16 protein-coding genes and 1 pseudogene are annotated in these 18298 nt (G+C 68.2%); 15 read left to right on the forward strand and 2 right to left on the reverse strand.

What is annotated here, in order from left to right:
- Window positions 1-107 precede the first annotated feature (107 nt).
- The 12 genes and pseudogenes from ACFYO1_RS08995 to ACFYO1_RS09050 all read left to right on the forward strand — a co-directional run bounded on the left by ACFYO1_RS08995 (window position 108) and on the right by ACFYO1_RS09050 (window position 15024).
- Window positions 108-629 carry a transporter gene (locus ACFYO1_RS08995; RefSeq protein WP_387228616.1) on the forward strand — a complete coding sequence of 174 codons (522 nt, stop codon included), beginning with the start codon at window positions 108-110 and terminating at the stop codon, window positions 627-629.
- Window positions 626-1765 (forward strand): glutamine-hydrolyzing carbamoyl-phosphate synthase small subunit, encoded by a 1140-nt coding sequence (carA, locus tag ACFYO1_RS09000; protein ID WP_387228618.1) that lies wholly within the window; start codon window positions 626-628, stop codon window positions 1763-1765. Before ACFYO1_RS08995 ends, carA begins: the two co-directional genes overlap by 4 nt.
- On the forward strand, window positions 1765-5091 hold the full coding sequence (gene carB / locus ACFYO1_RS09005; RefSeq protein ID WP_387228621.1) for a carbamoyl-phosphate synthase large subunit: 3327 nt from the start codon (window positions 1765-1767) through the stop codon (window positions 5089-5091). Before carA ends, carB begins: the two co-directional genes overlap by 1 nt.
- 19 nt (window positions 5092-5110) lie before the next feature.
- Window positions 5111-5935, forward strand: a complete 825-nt coding sequence (pyrF, locus tag ACFYO1_RS09010) for an orotidine-5'-phosphate decarboxylase (RefSeq protein ID WP_387228623.1) — start codon at window positions 5111-5113, stop codon at window positions 5933-5935.
- A gap of 611 nt (window positions 5936-6546) precedes the next feature.
- Window positions 6547-6867, forward strand: a complete 321-nt coding sequence (mihF, locus tag ACFYO1_RS09015) for an integration host factor, actinobacterial type (protein WP_014986450.1) — start codon at window positions 6547-6549, stop codon at window positions 6865-6867.
- Between the two features lie 8 nt (window positions 6868-6875).
- Window positions 6876-7460: a guanylate kinase gene (gene gmk / locus ACFYO1_RS09020; protein ID WP_150406182.1), complete on the forward strand. Its 585-nt coding sequence runs from the start codon at window positions 6876-6878 to the stop codon at window positions 7458-7460.
- A 25-nt stretch (window positions 7461-7485) separates the two neighbouring features.
- Entirely contained in the window at window positions 7486-7767 is a 282-nt protein-coding gene (gene rpoZ, locus ACFYO1_RS09025; protein ID WP_150406183.1) for a DNA-directed RNA polymerase subunit omega, read from the forward strand.
- Between the two features lie 45 nt (window positions 7768-7812).
- Window positions 7813-9036, forward strand: coding sequence for a bifunctional phosphopantothenoylcysteine decarboxylase/phosphopantothenate--cysteine ligase CoaBC (gene coaBC, locus ACFYO1_RS09030; RefSeq protein WP_387228625.1), 1224 nt, complete (start codon window positions 7813-7815; stop codon window positions 9034-9036).
- Between the two features lie 214 nt (window positions 9037-9250).
- Window positions 9251-10462: a methionine adenosyltransferase gene (metK, locus tag ACFYO1_RS09035; RefSeq protein ID WP_150406185.1), complete on the forward strand. Its 1212-nt coding sequence runs from the start codon at window positions 9251-9253 to the stop codon at window positions 10460-10462.
- A 45-nt stretch (window positions 10463-10507) separates the two neighbouring features.
- A pseudogene (locus tag ACFYO1_RS09040) lies at window positions 10508-10879 on the forward strand (primosome assembly protein PriA); the annotation flags it as partial.
- 966 nt (window positions 10880-11845) lie between these two features.
- Window positions 11846-13945: a primosomal protein N' gene (locus ACFYO1_RS09045; RefSeq protein WP_387231789.1), complete on the forward strand. Its 2100-nt coding sequence runs from the start codon at window positions 11846-11848 to the stop codon at window positions 13943-13945.
- A gap of 680 nt (window positions 13946-14625) precedes the next feature.
- Complete coding sequence (locus ACFYO1_RS09050) at window positions 14626-15024, forward strand: SSI family serine proteinase inhibitor (protein WP_387228627.1); 399 nt, start codon at window positions 14626-14628, stop codon at window positions 15022-15024.
- Here ACFYO1_RS09050 and ACFYO1_RS09055 read toward each other — a convergent pair.
- Window positions 15021-15464: a DUF6196 family protein gene (locus tag ACFYO1_RS09055; protein WP_387228629.1), complete on the reverse strand. Its 444-nt coding sequence runs from the start codon at window positions 15462-15464 to the stop codon at window positions 15021-15023. The genes ACFYO1_RS09050 and ACFYO1_RS09055 overlap by 4 nt on opposite strands.
- Window positions 15465-15517: 53 nt before the next feature.
- On the opposite strand from ACFYO1_RS09055, the gene ACFYO1_RS09060 reads away from it, so the two are divergent.
- Entirely contained in the window at window positions 15518-15940 is a 423-nt protein-coding gene (locus ACFYO1_RS09060; RefSeq protein ID WP_387231791.1) for a helix-turn-helix domain-containing protein, read from the forward strand.
- Here the strand turns inward: ACFYO1_RS09060 and ACFYO1_RS09065 are convergent.
- Window positions 15898-16758, reverse strand: coding sequence for an SDR family oxidoreductase (locus ACFYO1_RS09065; protein WP_387228632.1), 861 nt, complete (start codon window positions 16756-16758; stop codon window positions 15898-15900). The two genes, ACFYO1_RS09060 and ACFYO1_RS09065, sit on opposite strands and share 43 nt — an antisense overlap.
- 65 nt (window positions 16759-16823) lie before the next feature.
- Here ACFYO1_RS09065 and ACFYO1_RS09070 point away from each other — a divergent pair, with 65 nt between their 5' ends.
- Window positions 16824-17408 carry a TetR/AcrR family transcriptional regulator gene (locus ACFYO1_RS09070; protein ID WP_387228634.1) on the forward strand — a complete coding sequence of 195 codons (585 nt, stop codon included), beginning with the start codon at window positions 16824-16826 and terminating at the stop codon, window positions 17406-17408.
- 103 nt (window positions 17409-17511) lie between these two features.
- Window positions 17512-18165, forward strand: coding sequence for a PadR family transcriptional regulator (locus tag ACFYO1_RS09075; protein ID WP_387228635.1), 654 nt, complete (start codon window positions 17512-17514; stop codon window positions 18163-18165).
- Window positions 18166-18298 lie beyond the last annotated feature (133 nt).

An 18298-nucleotide genomic window follows, 5' to 3' on the forward strand; every position in this document is an offset into this window, starting at 1 on the left:
GTGCGAGCGCTGGGCCAGGCACAACCGGCGGGCCGGTGTGGCCGAGCCGCGCGACGCGCAGACGAAGGGCACCGGGAGCGCCGCAGATCAGACAGTGGAGGTCCGTAGTGGAAAGAACGCTTTGGGTGATCGGACTGGCCGCGCTGTTCGCCCTGTGCCTCTGGCTGATGTACCGGGGTTGGCAGAACCGGGCCGCGCGTCAGTCGGCCGGCATCGGTGAGCTGCCGGTGGTGCCCGCGGACCTCGGCGCCCAGGTGCTCGAGCCGACCACCGGACTGTATCTCGGCAGCACCATGGCGCCCAGCTGGCAGGACCGGATCGCGGTGGGCGACTTGGGTTTCCGGGCCACGGCCGAGCTCACCCGGTTCGAACGGGGAATCCTGCTCGAGCGCGACGGCGCGTCGGTGATCTGGATTCCACAGGAATCGATCACCGCGGTGCGCACCGAGCGCGGGCATGCGGGGAAAGTAATGACAGCAGATGGTGTGCTGGTAGTTCGCTGGAAGCTGCCCACCGGGACCGAGATAGATACCGGTTTCCGGGGTGACGACAAGTCGGTGTACCCGGCTTGGACACGGGGCCTCCAGGCGGACCAGACCGGCACGACGACGGGAGACGACGAGCAATGACAGGACAGGACGCGGCTCTGGTGCTGGAGGACGGCCGGGTATTCCGCGGCTCGGCCTACGGCGCCGTGGGCCAGACGCTCGGTGAGGCGGTGTTCTGCACCGCGATGACCGGGTACCAGGAGACCCTCACCGACCCCAGCTACCACCGCCAGATCGTGGTCGCCGCGGCGCCGCAGATCGGCAACACCGGCTGGAACGACGAGGACGACGAGTCCGGCAAGATCTGGGTGGCCGGCTATGTGGTGCGCGACCCCGCGCGCCGCGCCTCCAACTGGCGCGCGACCGGCACGCTGCCCGAGGCGATGCAGCGCCAGGACATCGTCGGCATCGCGGGCATCGACACCCGCGCGCTGGTGCGCCACCTGCGCACCCGCGGCTCGATGAAGGCGGGCATCTTCTCCGGCGCCGCGCTCGCGGACGCCGACGAGCTGCTCGGCCGGGTCACCGGTCAGCCGTCCATGCTGGGCGCCGACCTGGCCGACGAGGTGAGCACCGACTCGGTCTACACCATCGAAGCCGTGGGGGCGGCGGGCGGGAAAGGCGCTGCTGACCCGCGCTTCACCGTGGTCGCGGTCGACCTCGGCATCAAGACCAACACCCCGCGCATGTTCGCCGAGCGCGGCATGCGGGTGCACGTGGTCCCGTCGAACACCTCGATCGACCAGATCCTGGCGCTGAACCCGGACGGGGTCTTCCTGTCCAACGGCCCCGGCGACCCGGCCACCCAGGACGGCGCGGTCGCGCTGACCCAGGGGGTGCTCGAGCGCGGGCTGCCGCTGTTCGGCATCTGCTTCGGCAACCAGATCCTCGGCCGCGCGCTCGGCCGCAAGACCTACAAGATGAAGTTCGGCCACCGCGGCATCAACATCCCGGTGATCGAGCACGGCACCGGCCGGATCGCGATCACCGCGCAGAACCACGGGTTCGCCCTGGAAGGCGAGCAGGGCGAGCAGTTCGACACCCCGTTCGGCAAGGCCGAGGTCAGCCACGTCTGCGCCAACGACGGCACGGTCGAGGGCGTGCGCCTGATCGACGGCCGCGCGTTCTCGGTGCAGTACCACCCCGAAGCCGCCGCCGGACCCCACGACGCCGCCTATCTCTTCGACCGTTTCGCCGGTCTCATGGAAGGAGCCTGATGCCCCGCCGCACCGATCTGAAGCACATCCTGGTGATCGGCTCGGGCCCGATCGTCATCGGACAGGCCTGCGAGTTCGACTACTCCGGCACCCAGGCGTGCCGGGTGCTGCGGGCCGAGGGCCTGCGGGTTTCACTGGTGAACTCGAACCCGGCGACCATCATGACCGACCCCGAGTTCGCCGACTCCACCTATGTGGAGCCGATCACGGCGGAGTTCGTCGAGAAGGTCATCGCCAAGGAACGTCCCGACGCCGTCCTGGCCACCCTCGGCGGGCAGACCGCGCTGAACACCGCGGTCGCGCTGCACGAGAACGGGGTGCTGGAGAAGTACAACGTCGAGATGATCGGCGCCGACTTCGACGCCATCCAGCGCGGCGAGGACCGGCAGAAGTTCAAGGACATCGTCGCCAAGGTCGGCGGCGAAAGTGCCCGCTCCCGTGTCTGTTACACGATGGACGAGGTCCGCGACACGGTTCGCGAGCTGGGATTCCCCGTGGTGGTGCGTCCTTCGTTCACCATGGGTGGCCTCGGCTCCGGAATGGCCTACAACGACGAGGATCTCGATCGCATCGCCGGCGGCGGCCTGTCCGCCTCGCCGACCGCGAACGTGCTCATCGAGGAATCCATCCTGGGCTGGAAGGAATTCGAGCTCGAGCTGATGCGCGACCGCCACGACAATGTGGTCATCGTCTGCTCGATCGAGAACGTCGACCCGATGGGCGTGCACACCGGCGACTCGATGACCGTCGCCCCGGCGATGACGCTCACCGACCGCGAATACCAGAAGATGCGCGACCTCGGCATCGCGATCCTGCGCGAGGTCGGCGTCGACACCGGCGGCTGCAACATCCAGTTCGCGGTGGACCCGCGCGACGGCCGCCTGATCGTCATCGAGATGAACCCGCGCGTCTCGCGCTCGTCCGCATTGGCTTCCAAGGCAACGGGTTTCCCGATCGCCAAGATCGCCGCCAAGCTGGCCATCGGCTACACGCTGGACGAGATCGTCAACGACATCACCAAGGAGACGCCGGCCTGCTTCGAGCCGACGCTGGACTACGTGGTGGTCAAGGCGCCCCGGTTCGCGTTCGAGAAGTTCCCCGGCGCCGACCCGACGCTGACCACCACGATGAAGTCGGTCGGCGAGGCGATGTCGCTGGGCCGCAACTTCGCCGAGGCGCTGGGCAAGGTGCTGCGTTCGCTGGAAACGAAGTCGGCCGGCTTCTGGACCCAGGCCGACGGCACATGGACTGACGTCGAAGCGATCCTGGAAGATCTGCGCACCCCGATCGAGGGCCGCATCTACCAGGTCGAGCGCGCGCTGCGGCTCGGCGCGAGCATCGAGGACGTCGCCGCCGCCTCGGGAATCGACCCGTGGTTCGTCGCCGAGGTCGCCGGTCTGGTGGAACTGCGCCAGGAAATCATGGACGCGCCCGTGCTGGACGAGACGCTGCTGCGCCGGTCCAAGCACTACGGCCTGTCCGACGGCCAGCTCGCCGCGCTGCGCCCGGAGTTGGCCGGGGAGACCGGGGTTCGCGCGCTGCGGCACCGGCTCGGCGTTCGCCCGGTGTTCAAGACGGTGGACACCTGCGCCGCCGAGTTCGAGGCCAAGACGCCGTACCACTACTCCACCTACGAGCTCGATCCCGCCGCGGAATCCGAGGTCGCGCCGCAGCGTGAGCGGGACAAGGTGATCATCCTGGGCTCCGGCCCGAACCGGATCGGCCAGGGCATCGAGTTCGACTACTCGTGTGTACACGCGGCGCAGACGCTGTCGCAGGCCGGGTACGAGACGGTGATGGTCAACTGCAACCCGGAGACCGTCTCCACCGACTACGACACCGCCGACCGGCTCTACTTCGAGCCGCTCACCTTCGAGGACGTGCTCGAGGTGTTCCACGCGGAAAGCGAGTCCGGCAACGTCATCGGCGTGATCGTGCAGCTGGGCGGGCAGACCCCGCTCGGGCTGGCGCAGCGGCTCACCGACGCCGGCGTCCCGGTGGTCGGCACCAGCGCCGCCGCCATCGACCTGGCCGAGGACCGTGGCGAATTCGGCGACGTGCTGGTCGCGGCCGGGCTGCCCGCGCCGAAGTACGGCACCGCGACCACCTTCGCGCAGGCGAAGAAGATCGCCGCCTCGATCGGCTACCCGGTGCTGGTCCGCCCGTCCTACGTGCTCGGCGGGCGCGGCATGGAGATCGTCTACGACGAGAGCTCCCTGGAGGGCTACATCTCCCGGGCCACCGAGCTCAGCCCCGAACACCCGGTGCTGGTCGACCGGTTCCTGGAAGACGCCATCGAGATCGACGTCGACGCGCTGTGCGACGGCGACGAGGTCTACCTCGGCGGCGTGATGGAACACATCGAAGAGGCGGGCATCCACTCCGGCGACTCGGCCTGCGCGCTGCCGCCGATCACCCTGGGCCGCAGCGACATCGAGGCGGTGCGCCGCTCGACCATCGCGCTGGCCAAGGGGATCGGGGTCAAGGGCCTGCTCAACGTGCAGTACGCGCTCAAGGACGACGTGCTCTACGTGCTCGAGGCGAATCCCCGGGCCAGCCGGACGGTTCCGTTCGTGTCCAAGGCCACCGCGGTGCCGCTGGCCAAGGCCGCCGCGCGAATCATGCTCGGCGCCACCATCGCCGAACTGCGCAAGGAAGGCATGCTGCCCGGCGAGGGCGACGGCGGGCACGTCCCGCTCGACGCCCCGGTGGCGGTGAAGGAGGCCGTGCTGCCGTTCCACCGGTTCCGCAAGGCCGATGGCACGGGCGTGGATTCGCTGCTCTCCCCGGAGATGAAGTCCACCGGCGAGGTGATGGGCATCGACGCCGACTTCGGCACCGCCTTCGCCAAGAGCCAGACCGCCGCCTACGGTTCGTTGCCCACCGAGGGCACCGTGTTCGTCTCGATCGCGAACCGGGACAAGCGGGCCATGGTGTTCCCGGTCAAGCGCCTGCACGACTTGGGTTTCCGCGTCCTGGCCACCGAGGGCACGGCGGAGATGTTGCGCCGCAACGGTATTCCGTGCGAGCGGGTGCGCAAGCACTCGGAGCCGGAGTCGGCGCAGGTCAATGGCGATGTGCCGCAGCCGACGATCGTCGAGCAGATTCGCGACGGCGAGATCGACATGGTGTTCAACACCCCCTACGGCAACTCGGGCCCGCGCGTGGACGGCTACGAGATCCGCAGCGCCGCGGTCGGGGTGAACATCCCGTGCATTACCACGGTGCAGGGCGCGGCCGCCGCGGTGCAGGGCATCGAGGCGAGCATCAACGGCGGGATCGGGGTGCGCTCGCTGCAAGAGCTGCACTCGGTGCTGCGTGGGTGAACCGGACGGAGGCAGCGGGATGAAGAGCTTCGGCGCTCGATTGCGGCACGCCATGGGGCATTTCGGCCCCGTGTGCGTGGGCATCGATCCGCATCCGGGTCTGCTGGAGTCGTGGGGCCTGACCGCCGACGCGGACGGGCTGGAACAGTTCGCGGAGATCTGCGTCGAGGCCTTCGACGGCCGGGTCGCGCTGGTCAAGCCGCAGGTCGCGTTCTTCGAGACCTACGGCTCGGCCGGAATCGCGGTGCTGGAGCGCACGATCGAGGTGCTGCGTGCCTCGGGCACCCTGGTGCTCGCCGACGCCAAACGCGGCGACATCGGTTCCACCATGGACGCCTACGCGCACGCCTGGCTCGGCGACGGGCCGCTCGGCGCGGACGCGGTGACGGTCTCGCCGTATCTCGGATTCGGCTCGCTGGCACCGGCTTTGGCATTGGCCGAGGCCAATCACCGCGGCGTGTTCGTGCTCGCGGCGACCTCGAATCCCGAAGGGGCGCAACTACAACGGGTCGTCACGGGGGACGGCCGCAGCATCGCGCAGACGATGGTCGACCAGGCGGCCGCGCGCAATGCGGGCGCGGACTTCGGGTCGGTCGGCGTGGTGGTCGGCGCGACCCTGACCGAGGCGCCGGACCTGTCCGCGCTCAACGGCCCGATCCTGATGCCGGGCGTCGGCGCCCAGGGCGGGGGCCCGGAAAACGTGCGTGACCTGGTGCCGGAGTCGATGCTGGCGGCCGCGATACCGACCGCCTCGCGGGAGGTGCTGCGCGCCGGGCCGGAGGTTCCCGCGCTACGCGACAGTTTGAACGAACTTCAGGAAACGTTCGCGTTCCTGCAGAAATAACCACCGGGACCGGCGCGATCGCGCCGGTCCCGCCTCGTTTCCGGCCGCGTGTGCGGTCATGTGCACGTGTGCATGCGGCCCGTAGCGGGTCCTGGGCGCTCTGCTGCGCCCGTTTCCCGGTCCGGTGGTGCTCCGGATGGCCGGCGGGCCCGGATCGGCGCAGAATCGCGATTTCATCAGTGCAGGTCGACAAACCCGGCCGTGCAGATCGACAATCGATCGCCCCCGAGTCGGCCTGGATCGGTCGTTCGACCTGTTTGTGGTCCACGACACGCTGAAAGACAACGCGACACGCGGGAAATTCCGAGAAACTTCCTGGTCGGGCCGGGGTGGGTTTGCTGGCGGCACATGTCACGTCATAGCAACCCTCCCGCTAACCTGTGTCAATCATGAAAACTCCCTGCTGAAGAGGCATTTCGTGATTTCGGCGGTACGATCTGCGCAGCGACAGAGGAGCAGTGCGGATCGCGCCGCTCTCGCGTCTACGGCATCCGGAATCATGCGCTGACCTGGGGGGTGGGTTCGCAATCTGCGGATGCCGTGGGTACGGTCGCTGAGACTGCCGGGTTACCGGCAGGAGTTGATGCAATGAACGATGAGACGGAGGAACCGTGGCCCTTCCCCAGCTGACTGACGAGCAGCGCGCCGCTGCTTTGGAGAAGGCGGCTGCCGCTCGCCGCGCTCGGGCGGAGCTCAAGGAGCGCCTGAAGCGAGGCGGCACCAACCTGAAGCAGGTCCTCACCGATGCCGAATCCGATGAGATTCTCGGCAAGATGAAGGTGTCGGCGCTGCTGGAGGCCCTGCCGAAGGTGGGCAAGGTCAAGGCAGCCGAAATCATGAGTGAACTGGAGATCGCCCCCACCCGGCGTCTGCGCGGACTCGGCGATCGGCAGCGCAAGGCGCTGCTCGCCCGGTTCGACTTCGACGCCTGATAACGAGGGTGGTCGAACATACGCGGAAGGGTCGGCTGGTAGTACTGGTCGGCCCCTCGGCCGTCGGAAAGTCGACCGTGGTCCGTTGTGTCCGCGAGCGACTGCCGCACCTGATCTTCAGTGTGTCGGCGACGACTCGGGCACCTAGGCCCGGAGAAGTCGACGGTCTCGACTATCGATTCGTGTCCAGGGAAGAGTTCGACGCCATGATCACGGCGGGCGAACTACTCGAGTGGGCTGATATACACGGTGGTTTGCAACGTTCGGGCACCCCGGCCGCACCGGTACGGGCCGCCCTCGCAGAGGGTCTGCCCGTACTGGTCGAGGTCGACCTAGAAGGCGCGCGGTCGGTACGCAAGGCCATTCCGGAGGCGATCCTCGCCTTCCTCGCCCCGCCCAGCTGGGACGAACTGGTCTCCAGGCTCACCTCGCGCGGCACCGAATCACCGGAAGTGATCGAGCGCAGGCTGGAAACCGCCAGGACCGAATTGGCGGCCTGTGACGAGTTCGACATCGTCATCGTGAACGACGAGGTGACTACTGCCTGTGAGCAGTTGGTATCGTTGTTCGTTAGCACAAATTCGAGTTCATAACCTTCCACGCGCAGGAGCCCCCTCAGTGAGCAGTGCAGACAGCAAAGTCGTTCCCGCATACGACACCCCGATCGGCCTCACCAACCCCCCGATCGATGAGCTGCTGGAGCGCACCTCGTCCAAGTACGCCCTGGTCATCTACGCGGCCAAGCGGGCGCGCCAGATCAACGACTACTACAACCAGCTCGGCGACGGCATCCTCGAGTACGTCGGCCCGCTGGTCGAGCCGGGCCTGCAGGAAAAGCCCCTCTCGGTCGCCATGCGCGAGATCCACTCCGACCTGCTCGAGCACGCCGAAGGCGAGTAGTCGCCCCGGGGCGCGTGCTGTGACAACAACTAGGCCGGAGGCGTAGTGACCACACGGATCGTCGTCGGCGTCGGCGGAGGGATCGCCGCGTACAAGGCCTGTTCGCTGGTCCGGCGGTTCACCGAGACCGGACACCAGGTCAGGGTGATCCCCACCGAGTCGGCGCTGCAGTTCGTCGGTAAGGCAACCTTCGAGGCATTGTCCGGGAACCCGGTGCACACCGACGTGTTCACCGACGTTCCCGAGGTGCCGCATGTCCGGCTGGGCCAGGAGGCGGACCTCGTGGTCATCGCCCCGGCGACCGCCGACCTGATGGCGCGCGCGGCCCAGGGCCGCGCCGATGACCTGCTCACCGCCACCTTGCTGACGGCCCGATGTCCGATCCTGTTCGCGCCCGCGATGCACACCGAGATGTGGGAGCATCCGGCGACCGTCGCCAACGTCGCGACGCTGCGCGCGCACGGTGCGATCGTGATGGAACCCGCGTCGGGCCGGCTCACCGGCACCGACACCGGTCCGGGCCGGTTGCCCGAGCCCGAGGAGATCTTCGGCCTCGCGACGCTGCTGCTCGAACGCGCCGACGCCATCCCGCGTGACCTCGAAGGCCGCCGGGTGGTCATCACCGCGGGCGGCACCAGGGAACCGCTGGATCCGGTGCGTTTCCTCGGTAACCGCAGCTCCGGCAAACAGGGGTACGCCCTGGCCCGGGTCGCGGCCCAGCGCGGCGCGCACGTCACGCTCATCGCGGGCAACACGATCGAGATGGCCGCGCCCGCCGCGGTCGACCTGGTCCACATCACCACCGCCGAGCAGCTCAAGACCGCGGTCGACAAGCACGCCATCGGCGCGGACGCGGTGATCATGGCGGCGGCGGTGGCGGATTTCCGGCCCACCGACGTGGCCGCGGCCAAGATCAAGAAGGGCGCCGGAGAACCCGACGTCATCGCGCTGACCAAGACCACCGACATCCTGGCCGGTCTGGTGCAGCAGCGCCGCGACGGGCAACTGGCCGGCACCGCGATCGTCGGTTTCGCCGCCGAGACCGGGGACGAGCACGGCGACGTGCTCACCTACGCGCGGGCCAAGCTGGCGCGCAAGGGCTGCGACCTGCTCGTGGTCAACGCGGTCGGTGAGGGCAAGGCGTTCGAGGTCGACACCAACGACGGCTGGCTGCTCGGTGCGGACGGTACCGAGCAGTCGCTCGATCATGGGTCGAAGGCGCTGCTCGCCAGCCGGGTGCTCGACGCGCTCAGGCCGCTCTTGAGCTGAAATATATTGCGAGACCGGGATAATGACCCGGTAATCAATCCATCGGTTTCGCGGTGCCAGGGGGACTAGTCGGACGAACTGTCTGAGATAGTGGTCTCTTGGCCCACGGGATGTCGGTGGTTTGCCATAGTCTGGAATGAAGGGTTGCGCGGTAACGGTCTCGCGTTATTGTCGCAAACCGAGACGAATACCCGTTGAGGGAGAGGGAACAACTGTGCGCACGTCCGGCAGCCGGCTATTCACCAGTGAGTCCGTGACCGAAGGTCACCCGGACAAGATCTGTGACGCCATCAGCGATTCCATCCTCGACGCGTTACTCACCGAAGACCCGCGCAGCCGCGTCGCGGTGGAAACCCTCGTGACGACCGGTCAGGTGCACGTCGCGGGCGAGGTCACCACCAGCGCCTACGCCGACATTCCCAAGATCGTCCGGGAAAAGGTCCTGGAGATCGGATACGACTCCTCGGCAAAGGGTTTCGACGGCAACTCCTGCGGCGTCAACATCGCCATCGGCGCGCAGTCGCCCGATATCGCGCAGGGTGTCGACACCTCGCACGAGGCACGCGTCGGCGGGTCCGACGACGAGATCGAGAAGCAGGGCGCGGGCGATCAGGGCCTGATGTTCGGCTACGCGACCACCGACACCCCCGAGCTCATGCCGCTGCCGATCGCGCTCGCGCACCGGCTCTCGCGCCGGCTCACCGAGGTGCGCAAGTCCGGCGTGCTGCCGTACCTGCGCCCCGACGGTAAGACCCAGGTCACCATCGAATACGAGGGCGACCGCCCGGTCCGGCTCGACACCGTGGTCATCTCCACCCAGCACGCCGCCGACATCGACCTGGACAACCTGCTCGCGCCGGACATCCGGGAAAAGGTGGTCGAGGCCGTCATCGCCGATCTCGAGCTGCCCTCGCTGGACACCTCGAACATCCGGCTGCTGGTCAACCCGACCGGCAAGTTCGTGCTCGGTGGCCCGATGGGCGACGCGGGCCTGACCGGCCGCAAGATCATCGTCGACACCTACGGCGGCATGGCTCGCCACGGCGGCGGCGCGTTCTCCGGCAAGGATCCGTCGAAGGTGGACCGCTCGGCCGCGTACGCCATGCGCTGGGTCGCCAAGAACGTCGTCGCGGCCGGCCTGTCCGAGCGCGTCGAGGTTCAGGTCGCCTACGCGATCGGCAAGTCGGCGCCGGTCGGCCTGTTCGTGGAGACCTTCGGCACCGAGAAGGTCGACCCGGCCCGCATCTCCGCCGCCATCTCCGAGGTCTTCGACCTGCGCCCCGGCGCGATCATCCGCGACCTCGACCTGCTGCGCCCGATCTACGCACCGACCGCCGCGTACGGCCACTTCGGCCGCACCGACGTCGACCTGCCCTGGGAGCACACCGACCGTGCGGACAAGTTGCGTGCCGCGGTCGGCCTGTAGGCCTGACCGGATCGAGTGAAAAAACCCGCGGCGGGCACCCCCGCCATACCGGGGGTCCCGCCCGCGGGCCCCGCAGCCGTGGAGCACCCGATAGCTCGGGTGCTCCCGTTGCTGTCTCCGGCCCACCTGGATCGTGACTTCGATTACCTGGTGCCCGCCGAGCTGGACGCGATCGCGCAGCCGGGCGTGCGGGTGCGCGTGCGGTTCGCGGGTCGTCTGGTCGACGGGTATCTGCTGGAGCGGCTCACGCACAGTGAGCACAGCGGCAGGCTGGTGAAGCTCGAGCGAGTCGTCTCCGCCGAGCGCGTGCTGACGCCCGAGATCATGAAGCTCGCGACCGCGGTCGCCACTCGTTACGCCGGAACTCGCGCCGACGTTCTGCGCCTGGCTATTCCGCCGCGGCATGCGCGGACCGAGACCGGTGGGACGAAGAAGAAGCCGGCCGAAGGCGATGCCGAGGACGAGGAGTCGACGGAGGAGACTTCGGCCGCACCGAGTCCCGCGAAGCGGAAAAAGACCTCGACCGGTAGCGCCCCACTCCGGGTGAAACCCCCGTCCGGGGCCGATTTCGCTGGGGTCCGAGGCGACTCGTCAGCAGCCGATTCGGGTGCCGAAGCAGGCGCAACGGACTCTGCTGCGGCACAAGATGTCTCAACCACGCCGTCCGGCGTAAGTGCGCCGGTAAAGCCGGTGAAATCGGCATTCTCGACCGCGGATTCCGCCGAATCCGACACTGACTCAGTCGGACTCGATTCGACAATCGATGAAGTGTCACCGACGCCCACCGAGGCGATCCCACCGGATTCCGAAGTGCCACAATCCGACTCGTCCGTCTCACCCGACCCAAACAGTGCCGACCAGTCGGCCCGATCATCGGATGCGTCGCCTCCGAGTGTCGATTCCGTTGGTATCGATACTGATTCGGTGCCGTCTGGTTCTGTGGTTGACGAGAGTTACGCCAAAGACACTCCACCTGACGTGGCAGATTCGATGGTCGCACAAGGCAACTCCGCTAAAACGCCAGGTGAAAACGATGGCGACCAGGTCGCGCCTTCCTCGGATGCGTCGCCTTCGAATGTCGACTCCGTCGGTGTCGACGCTGATTCGATGACACATGATCGCGCAGTCGATAACAGAATCGCTGCAGACACTGCGGATGATGCTGCGTCCCAAGCGGAGGTCCGAGAGCACACCTCCGCGTCATCCACCGATTCCATGAAGCACCCGCCCTCGGCACTTTCGAATGCCGCAGCGGTCGAAACAGATTCGGCCCCCACCGATTCGGCCGTCGCGACGAGCGATCCGACAGTCGCGGACGAGGGGCAGCTCCTCGCCGAGTCCACTACGGGGCAGTCGGTAGCCGTCAACGCTGGGACGCCAGGCTTGGAGTCCCCGTCGAACTCGGCTGGAGATGAGCCGGTCTGCGCCGGGCCTGCCGGACAGTCGGTAACTGCGAAAGATAGGCGGCCGAGCTCAGGGTCTTCGCCGGACTCGACCGGAGCGGCAGAGGTGGCCGATCGGGCGCGAGGCGCGGAATCGTTGGCGGGGGCGGTGATTGGGCCTCCAGTTGACGGTGCGGGCTCGGCGGCGATTTCGCGGTCGGCCGTAGATACAGGTCGGGTGGCTGCCGTGGAAGGTGAGGCGCAAGCGTCGGAGTCAGATGCCGGCGGGATCCGAGCCGCCGGAGCGGATAGTGATGCGCGAGCCGCGGCGTCCACAGAACATGCGAGCGGCTCGTCAGATGCAGGCGCTGACCGTGGCGCGTCATCGACAGGCGTAGGGAATGCTGGCGAGGCTTTAGCGGCGGGGCCGGATGTCGGTGAGGCTGGTTCGGCGGTGGAGTCGGGTGGGGGAGATCGTGTTGCCGTGGATCACGGTCCCTGGGGGCGGTACATCCATGGGGCGGCGTTTTTGGCGGCGCTTCGCGGGGGGAAGGGGCCGCGGGCGGCTTGGCAGGCGTTGCCGGGGGAGGACTGGCCTCGGCGGTTGGCGGAGCTGGCGGGGGCGGTGGCCGAGCGGGGGCAGAGTGCGATCCTGATGGTGCCGGATCAGCGGGATCTGGATCGCGTGCTGGCGGAATGTACTCGGCTGCTGGGGGATTCGGCGGTCGGGCTGGCCGCGGGGCTGGGGCCTGCGGCGCGGTATCGGCGGTGGCTCGCGGTGCTGCGGGGAACGGCGAAGGTCGTGGTCGGGACGCGCAGTGCGGTATTCGCGCCGGCGAAAGACCTTGGGCTGATCGTGATTTGGGACGACGGGGACGACACCTACGCCGAGCCGCGGTCACCGTATCCGCATGCGCGAGAGGTGGCGATGCTGCGTTCGCACGAGACGGGGGCGGCGTTCGTCGCGGCCGGTTTCGCGCGCACGGCGGAGGTCCAGGCGATCGTCGAAACCGGGTGGGCGCACGACCTGGTCGCCGACCGGGCGGTGGTGCGGGATGCGGCGCCGCGGATCAGCGTGCCGGGGGATTCCGATTTCGCGATGGAGCGCGACCCGGTCGCCAAGGCGGTCCGGATTCCCGGCGTCGCGTACGCGGCCGCGCGGGCCGCGTTGAAGGAGGGCGCGGCCGTGCTGGTGCAGGTGCCGCGGCGCGGGTATGTCCCGTCGCTGGCCTGCGCGAAATGCCGGACGCCCGCGCGATGCCGGCACTGCAACGGCCCGCTCGCCCTGCCGGATGGCCGTGCGCGGCACAGTGATTCGCAGGGCGATGCCGCGCACAGCCCGAACTGCCGCTGGTGCGGCATCACCGAGGCGGCGTTCCGCTGCGCGTCCTGCGGTTCGCGGGCGCTGCGGGCGGTGGTGATCGGCGCGAGCCGCACCGCGGAGGAACTCGGCCGCGCGTTTCCCGGCGTGCCGATCCGCGGCTCCGGCGGCGGCGCGATGCTCGACACGGTGGAACCGGGGCCGCAGGTGGTGGTCGCCACGGTCGGCGCGGAACCGGTGCTGCCCGGCGGCTATGGAGTTGCCCTGCTGCTCGACAGCTGGGCTCTGCTCGGCCGCGCCGACCTGCGCGCGGCCGAGGACACGCTGCGCCGCTGGATGACCGCCGCGACCCTGGTGCGTTCGCGCGGCCAGGTCATCGTCATGGCCGAGGGCTCGATTCCCACCGTGCAGGCCATGCTGCGCTGGGACCCGGTCTGGCACGCCCGCAACGAACTGGCCGCCCGCGCCGAGGTCGGCTTCCCGCCCGCCGTCCGCATGGCCGCGGTCGACGGCACCTCCGACTCCATCGCCGAATTGCTCTCCGCCACAGACCTTCCCGCCGACGTCGAGGTGCTCGGCCCGGTACCCCTGCCCGACGGCGCCCGCAAACCCTTCTCCTCCGGCGACACCCCCGCCGAGGTCGAACGCATCCTGCTCCGCGTCGACCGCAAATCCGGCGCCGCCCTCGCCCGCGCCCTCACCGCCGCCCAAGCCATCCGCAGCACCCACCGCTCCGACGCCCCCCTGCGCGTCCAGATCGACCCGGTCGACATCGGCTGATCCGGCCTCGACCCCGCGGCCGTAGTACAGGTGCTGGTGCCTGCAAGCCGCTGTCTGGTTGCGGCAGGAGGCTCATCCGCGGTGTCGCAATTCCGATGCCTCGCTTCATATCGGTTCAGTCTGGTCGATTTCGGCTGATCCGGGCTCGACCCCGCGGCCGTAGATCCGGTGTAGGTGCCTGCAAGCCGTGGTATTTGCGCTTGGTCCGGCAGACGCCCTCCTCGCTGTACTGCCTGCCCTGTCGTGATCATGGCAGGAAGCTCATCTGCGGCGCCTCTATTCCGATGCCTCGCTTCATGTCAGTCGATCTGGCGACTTCGGAGGTTGGCGCATCTGCGGCGGTAGGGGAGTGCTGGCGCCTGCAAGTCGCTGTCTGATCGCGGCAGGAGGCTCATCCGCGATGTCGCAATTCCGATGCTTCGCTTCGTGTCGGTTCGGCGTGGCCGACTTCGGGGTTTCGGCGTCTGCGGTTGTAGCCCGGTGTCGGTGCCTGCAAGCCGATGTCTCACATTGGCGCGCAGCCCACTCGCAGCCGGCATCACCAGCGCGACGGTGCTGGCCGTGGGTGTGGCAGACGTGCACGCGCGCATCGGCATCATCGATGCCGGGGGCGCGTGTCTGCCCGGCGAGTTAGCCGGAAGTTATCGGAAACGTCCTTGGTGGCGTGATTGAGTGGACGGATGACGACTTCTTCGCTTCGCCGGACCCTTGCGACCGCGTGTCTTGTGGTCGTCGCGCTCGGGTTGGCGGCCTGTTCGGATGACGACGCCGGGTCGCCGAAGACCAACCTGACGTTGACCGTCACGCCGGCGGCGCCGGGGTCGGAACCGACCCGGGTCACGCTGACCTGCGAGCCGACCGGCGGCGATCACCCCAAGGCCGACGCGGCCTGCGCGGCGTTGGCGGCGGTGGGCGGTGACTTCGACAAGCTTCCCGGCGACCCCACCACCGCCTGCATCCAGGTTTTCGAGCCGGTCGACGCCTCGGCGACCGGCACCTGGCAGGGCAAGCAGGTCGACTGGCGAAAAGCCTTCGGCAACAAGTGCGAGCTGAGCGCCCGCACCACACCGGTCTTCTAGCCGTCTGCCGAGCGCAGCGTGTCGATCTCGCGCTCGACCGCCGCCAGCAACTCGACCGGGCAACCCCAGTAGTCGTAAATTCCGCCGTGTTCCCGGTTGCTGCCGCAGACCACGAACACCCCGGTGCCGAGCGCGCGTTTGAGGTGGCCCGCGAGCCAGCCGACGAACCCGCTGTTGTCCAGCCCGGCGGGGAAGTGGAAGGAGAACAAGCCGAACTTCTCCACCTCCGCGCCGTCGGCCTCGGCGAACGGTACGAGCGCGCTCCACTTTTCCGCGTCGCGGACCACCGCGAGCGTGCGCGGGGTCAGCTGCGGCGGCTCGGCCAGTGGAGTTTCCCGGAAACACCACACCCCGGCCTGCACGTCGAGCTCCGCGACCGCGATGACCCGCCGAAGTCGTTGTGCCGTCTCGGTTTCGGTCTCGATGCTGATATCCACCACCGGATCACCGTAGCAATCCCCGCGTCGCCATGGTCGCTGCCGAACAGTTCGCCATGCACGGCTACGAACGCACCACGGCCACCTGGATCGCCCGCGCCGCCGGGCTCAGTTCGGGCAGCGTCTTCCACCATTTCAAGGAGGAGGCCGCCGTCTTCCGCTTGCTCTTCGGGTTTTCTATCCCGGACACGCCGAGTTCTTCGCCCGCCACGTCGACCGAACCGATTGCCGCGCGGCCGTTCCCGGCATCGTCGACGCGGGCCTTCGGATCCGTCTGCTCCCCGCCTGATGGTCGAACTGTTGCGCCGCCTCGCCCCCCGACGAGGATCCGCTCGACCTCGACGTCCGAGATCATCAGGGGGAGCAGCACATTCGCCTCCTCCACTATGAAGGGGGAGACGGCCCGACATGTGCTGCCATTCGCCGACGGCGTAGCTCAGGCGAACACGGCCCGATTGCGTTGCGCCCATTCGGCATAACTCGCCGGGACCCGGCCCAGCACCCGCTCCACATCCGGACTGATCTGCTGCTCCGCGGCCGTCGGCTCGCCGAGAATCGATAGCGTGTGCTCGACCACCGATTCGGGCATGAACCGCGTCATCGCCGTATGTGCCTGCGCCCGAGTCAATTCCACGAACCGCACCGGTGCTTCCAGCGCCGCGCCGATCGCCGCCGCCTGATCCTGCGGCGTGCTCAGCGCGGGCCCGGTGAGGGTGTAGATCTGTCCGGCATGCCCGTCCTCGGACAACGCGGCGGCCGCGACCGCGGCGATATCGGCCGGATCGATGGACGGCAACCCGACCGCACCGAAGGGTGCCGCGACCGTCCGTTCGGTGCGCACCGATTCCGCCCACGCATATGTATTCGCGTAGAAACCCGCAGGCCGCAAGATGGTCCATACCAGTCCGGACTTCCGGATCGCCTCCTCGAAGGCGATCAGCCGCGCATAACCGTCCGCATCGGCCCTGGTGGCCACACCCTGCGACGACACGAAGACCACCCGTCGAACGCCCGCGGCCCGCACGACCTCCAGTACTCGCTCCGGGGCCGGCCCACTCACCAACTGCTCGCCGGTGATGAGCAGGAACAACGCGTCAGCGCCCGCGACAGCAGGGGCGAGGCTGTCCGGATCGCCCAGATCGGCGACCACTGAACGCACTCCCTCCGGCCACGCGAGGTCTCTACTGCCGCGCGAGACCGCGGTGACCTCCTGACCCGCTTCGGCCAAGCCCCGCACGAGGTGTGCGCCGATGTTTCCCGTTGCCCCGGTGACCACGATCATCTTGCTCCTCTTCATTGAGTTAGTTGACTGACTGAAAAGAACGTATCGGACGAACCCGCAGCGTGTCTATAGTGAGTTGTGTGACTAACTCAGCATCCGCAGAGCGCCCGAAGGGTGGTAAACGCGAGCGTCTAGGCGCCGCGGCGGCTCGCGTCTTCCATGAGCAAGGGGTCGAGAAGACCACCATCGCCGACATCGCCCACGCCGCCGACGTCCCGGTCGGCAACGTCTACTACTACTTCAAAACGAAGGATCAGCTGGTCCGAGCCGCAATCGGCGCCCACGGGCAGGCGCTGGACGACCTCATCGCCCTGCTCGACCAGCTGCCCGCTCCGCGGGACCGCCTCAAGGCGCTGATCGGCGGCTGGGTCGACGAACGCGAAACGGCCGCCCGGTTCGGCTGCCCGTCCGGCACTCTCGCCACCGAACTCGACAAGCGCGCCGACGGCCTGGACCGCGAACTCGCCGACATCATGCGCAGGCTCGTCGACTGGGCCGAAGGTCAATTCGAAGCCATGGGCCGCACCGACGCGCGTGAACTCGCCGTCGCCCTGATCGCCGCCTATCAGGGAATCTCTTTGCTCACCAACACCTTCCGTGATCCTGAGCTGATGGTGACGGAGGGGGACCGGCTCGCGCGCTGGATCGACTCGCTCGCGCCGTGAACCCCTCGGTCTCCGGGGATCGGGAAATTGACCCTTGCGTTCGATGCATTGCCGATATATCGTCGACAACATGATTCGAACACGAGAGCCTGAGGAGGCCATCATGGAACACCAAGAACAACGAGAATTCGGCCGCCGCGGCCGCAGGCAGCGCCCCGGTGACGAGGACTTCGACCCCCGTCAGCGGTTCCGCCGCGGCGGACGGCACGGGCACGGTCCCGACTTCGGTCCGGGCTTCGGCCCGGGTTTCGGTCCCGGCTTCGGATCGCATTTCGGTCGCGGTCGTGGCCGTGGCGGACGTGGGCGGCGCGGCGACGTGCGAGCGGCGGTCCTGCTGCTGCTCACCGAGCGGCCGATGCACGGCTATGAGCTGATCCAGCAGATCCGCGAGCGCAGCGACGACGTCTGGCGTCCGAGCCCGGGTTCCATCTACCCCGCGCTGGCCCAGCTGGAAGACGAGGGCCTGGTCCTCATCGAAAAGGTCGCCGGGCGCAAGACGGCCCAGCTGACCGACGCGGGCACCGCCTACGTCACCGAGCACCAGGACGAGCTGGGCGACCCGTGGGCGGACGTCAAGGAAGACGTCGGCGCGCAGGCCATCGATCTCCGCGAACTCGTCGGTCAGCTGATGGGCGCGGTCGCCCAGGTGGCGGCGGCGGGCACGCCCGCACAGGCGGCCAAAGCGGCGGAGCTGCTCACCGAGACCAGGAAGTCGCTATACCGAATCCTGGCCGAAGACGAGACCCCCGAAAAGTAACGGGGTGTGAAACACCGCGCTGGAGCGCGCATTTGGGGCGGGTTCAGTAGATCATTGTGAGATGCGACAGTTTCGGGGTTTGTGGGTTTGGGGAATTTCACACTTGGGTAAGGCGGTGCTGGTCGCCGCACTC

This window comes from Nocardia sp. NPDC006044, from assembly GCF_042871115.1.
Classification (GTDB): domain Bacteria; phylum Actinomycetota; class Actinomycetes; order Mycobacteriales; family Mycobacteriaceae; genus Nocardia.

Bases quoted from the DNA above. Each gene is read 5' to 3' on its own strand.
- carA (WP_387228618.1), top strand. From the start codon at position 626: ATGACAGGACAGGACGCGGCTCTGGTGCTGGAGGACGGCCGGGTATTC.
- carB (WP_387228621.1), top strand. From the start codon at position 1,765: ATGCCCCGCCGCACCGATCTGAAGCACATCCTGGTGATCGGCTCGGGC.
- pyrF (WP_387228623.1), top strand. From the start codon at position 5,111: ATGAAGAGCTTCGGCGCTCGATTGCGGCACGCCATGGGGCATTTCGGC.
- ACFYO1_RS09050 (WP_387228627.1), top strand. From the start codon at position 14,626: ATGACGACTTCTTCGCTTCGCCGGACCCTTGCGACCGCGTGTCTTGTG.
- ACFYO1_RS09060 (WP_387231791.1), top strand. From the start codon at position 15,518: ATGCACGGCTACGAACGCACCACGGCCACCTGGATCGCCCGCGCCGCC.
- ACFYO1_RS09065 (WP_387228632.1), bottom strand. From the start codon at position 16,758: ATGAAGAGGAGCAAGATGATCGTGGTCACCGGGGCAACGGGAAACATC.
- ACFYO1_RS09075 (WP_387228635.1), top strand. From the start codon at position 17,512: ATGGAACACCAAGAACAACGAGAATTCGGCCGCCGCGGCCGCAGGCAG.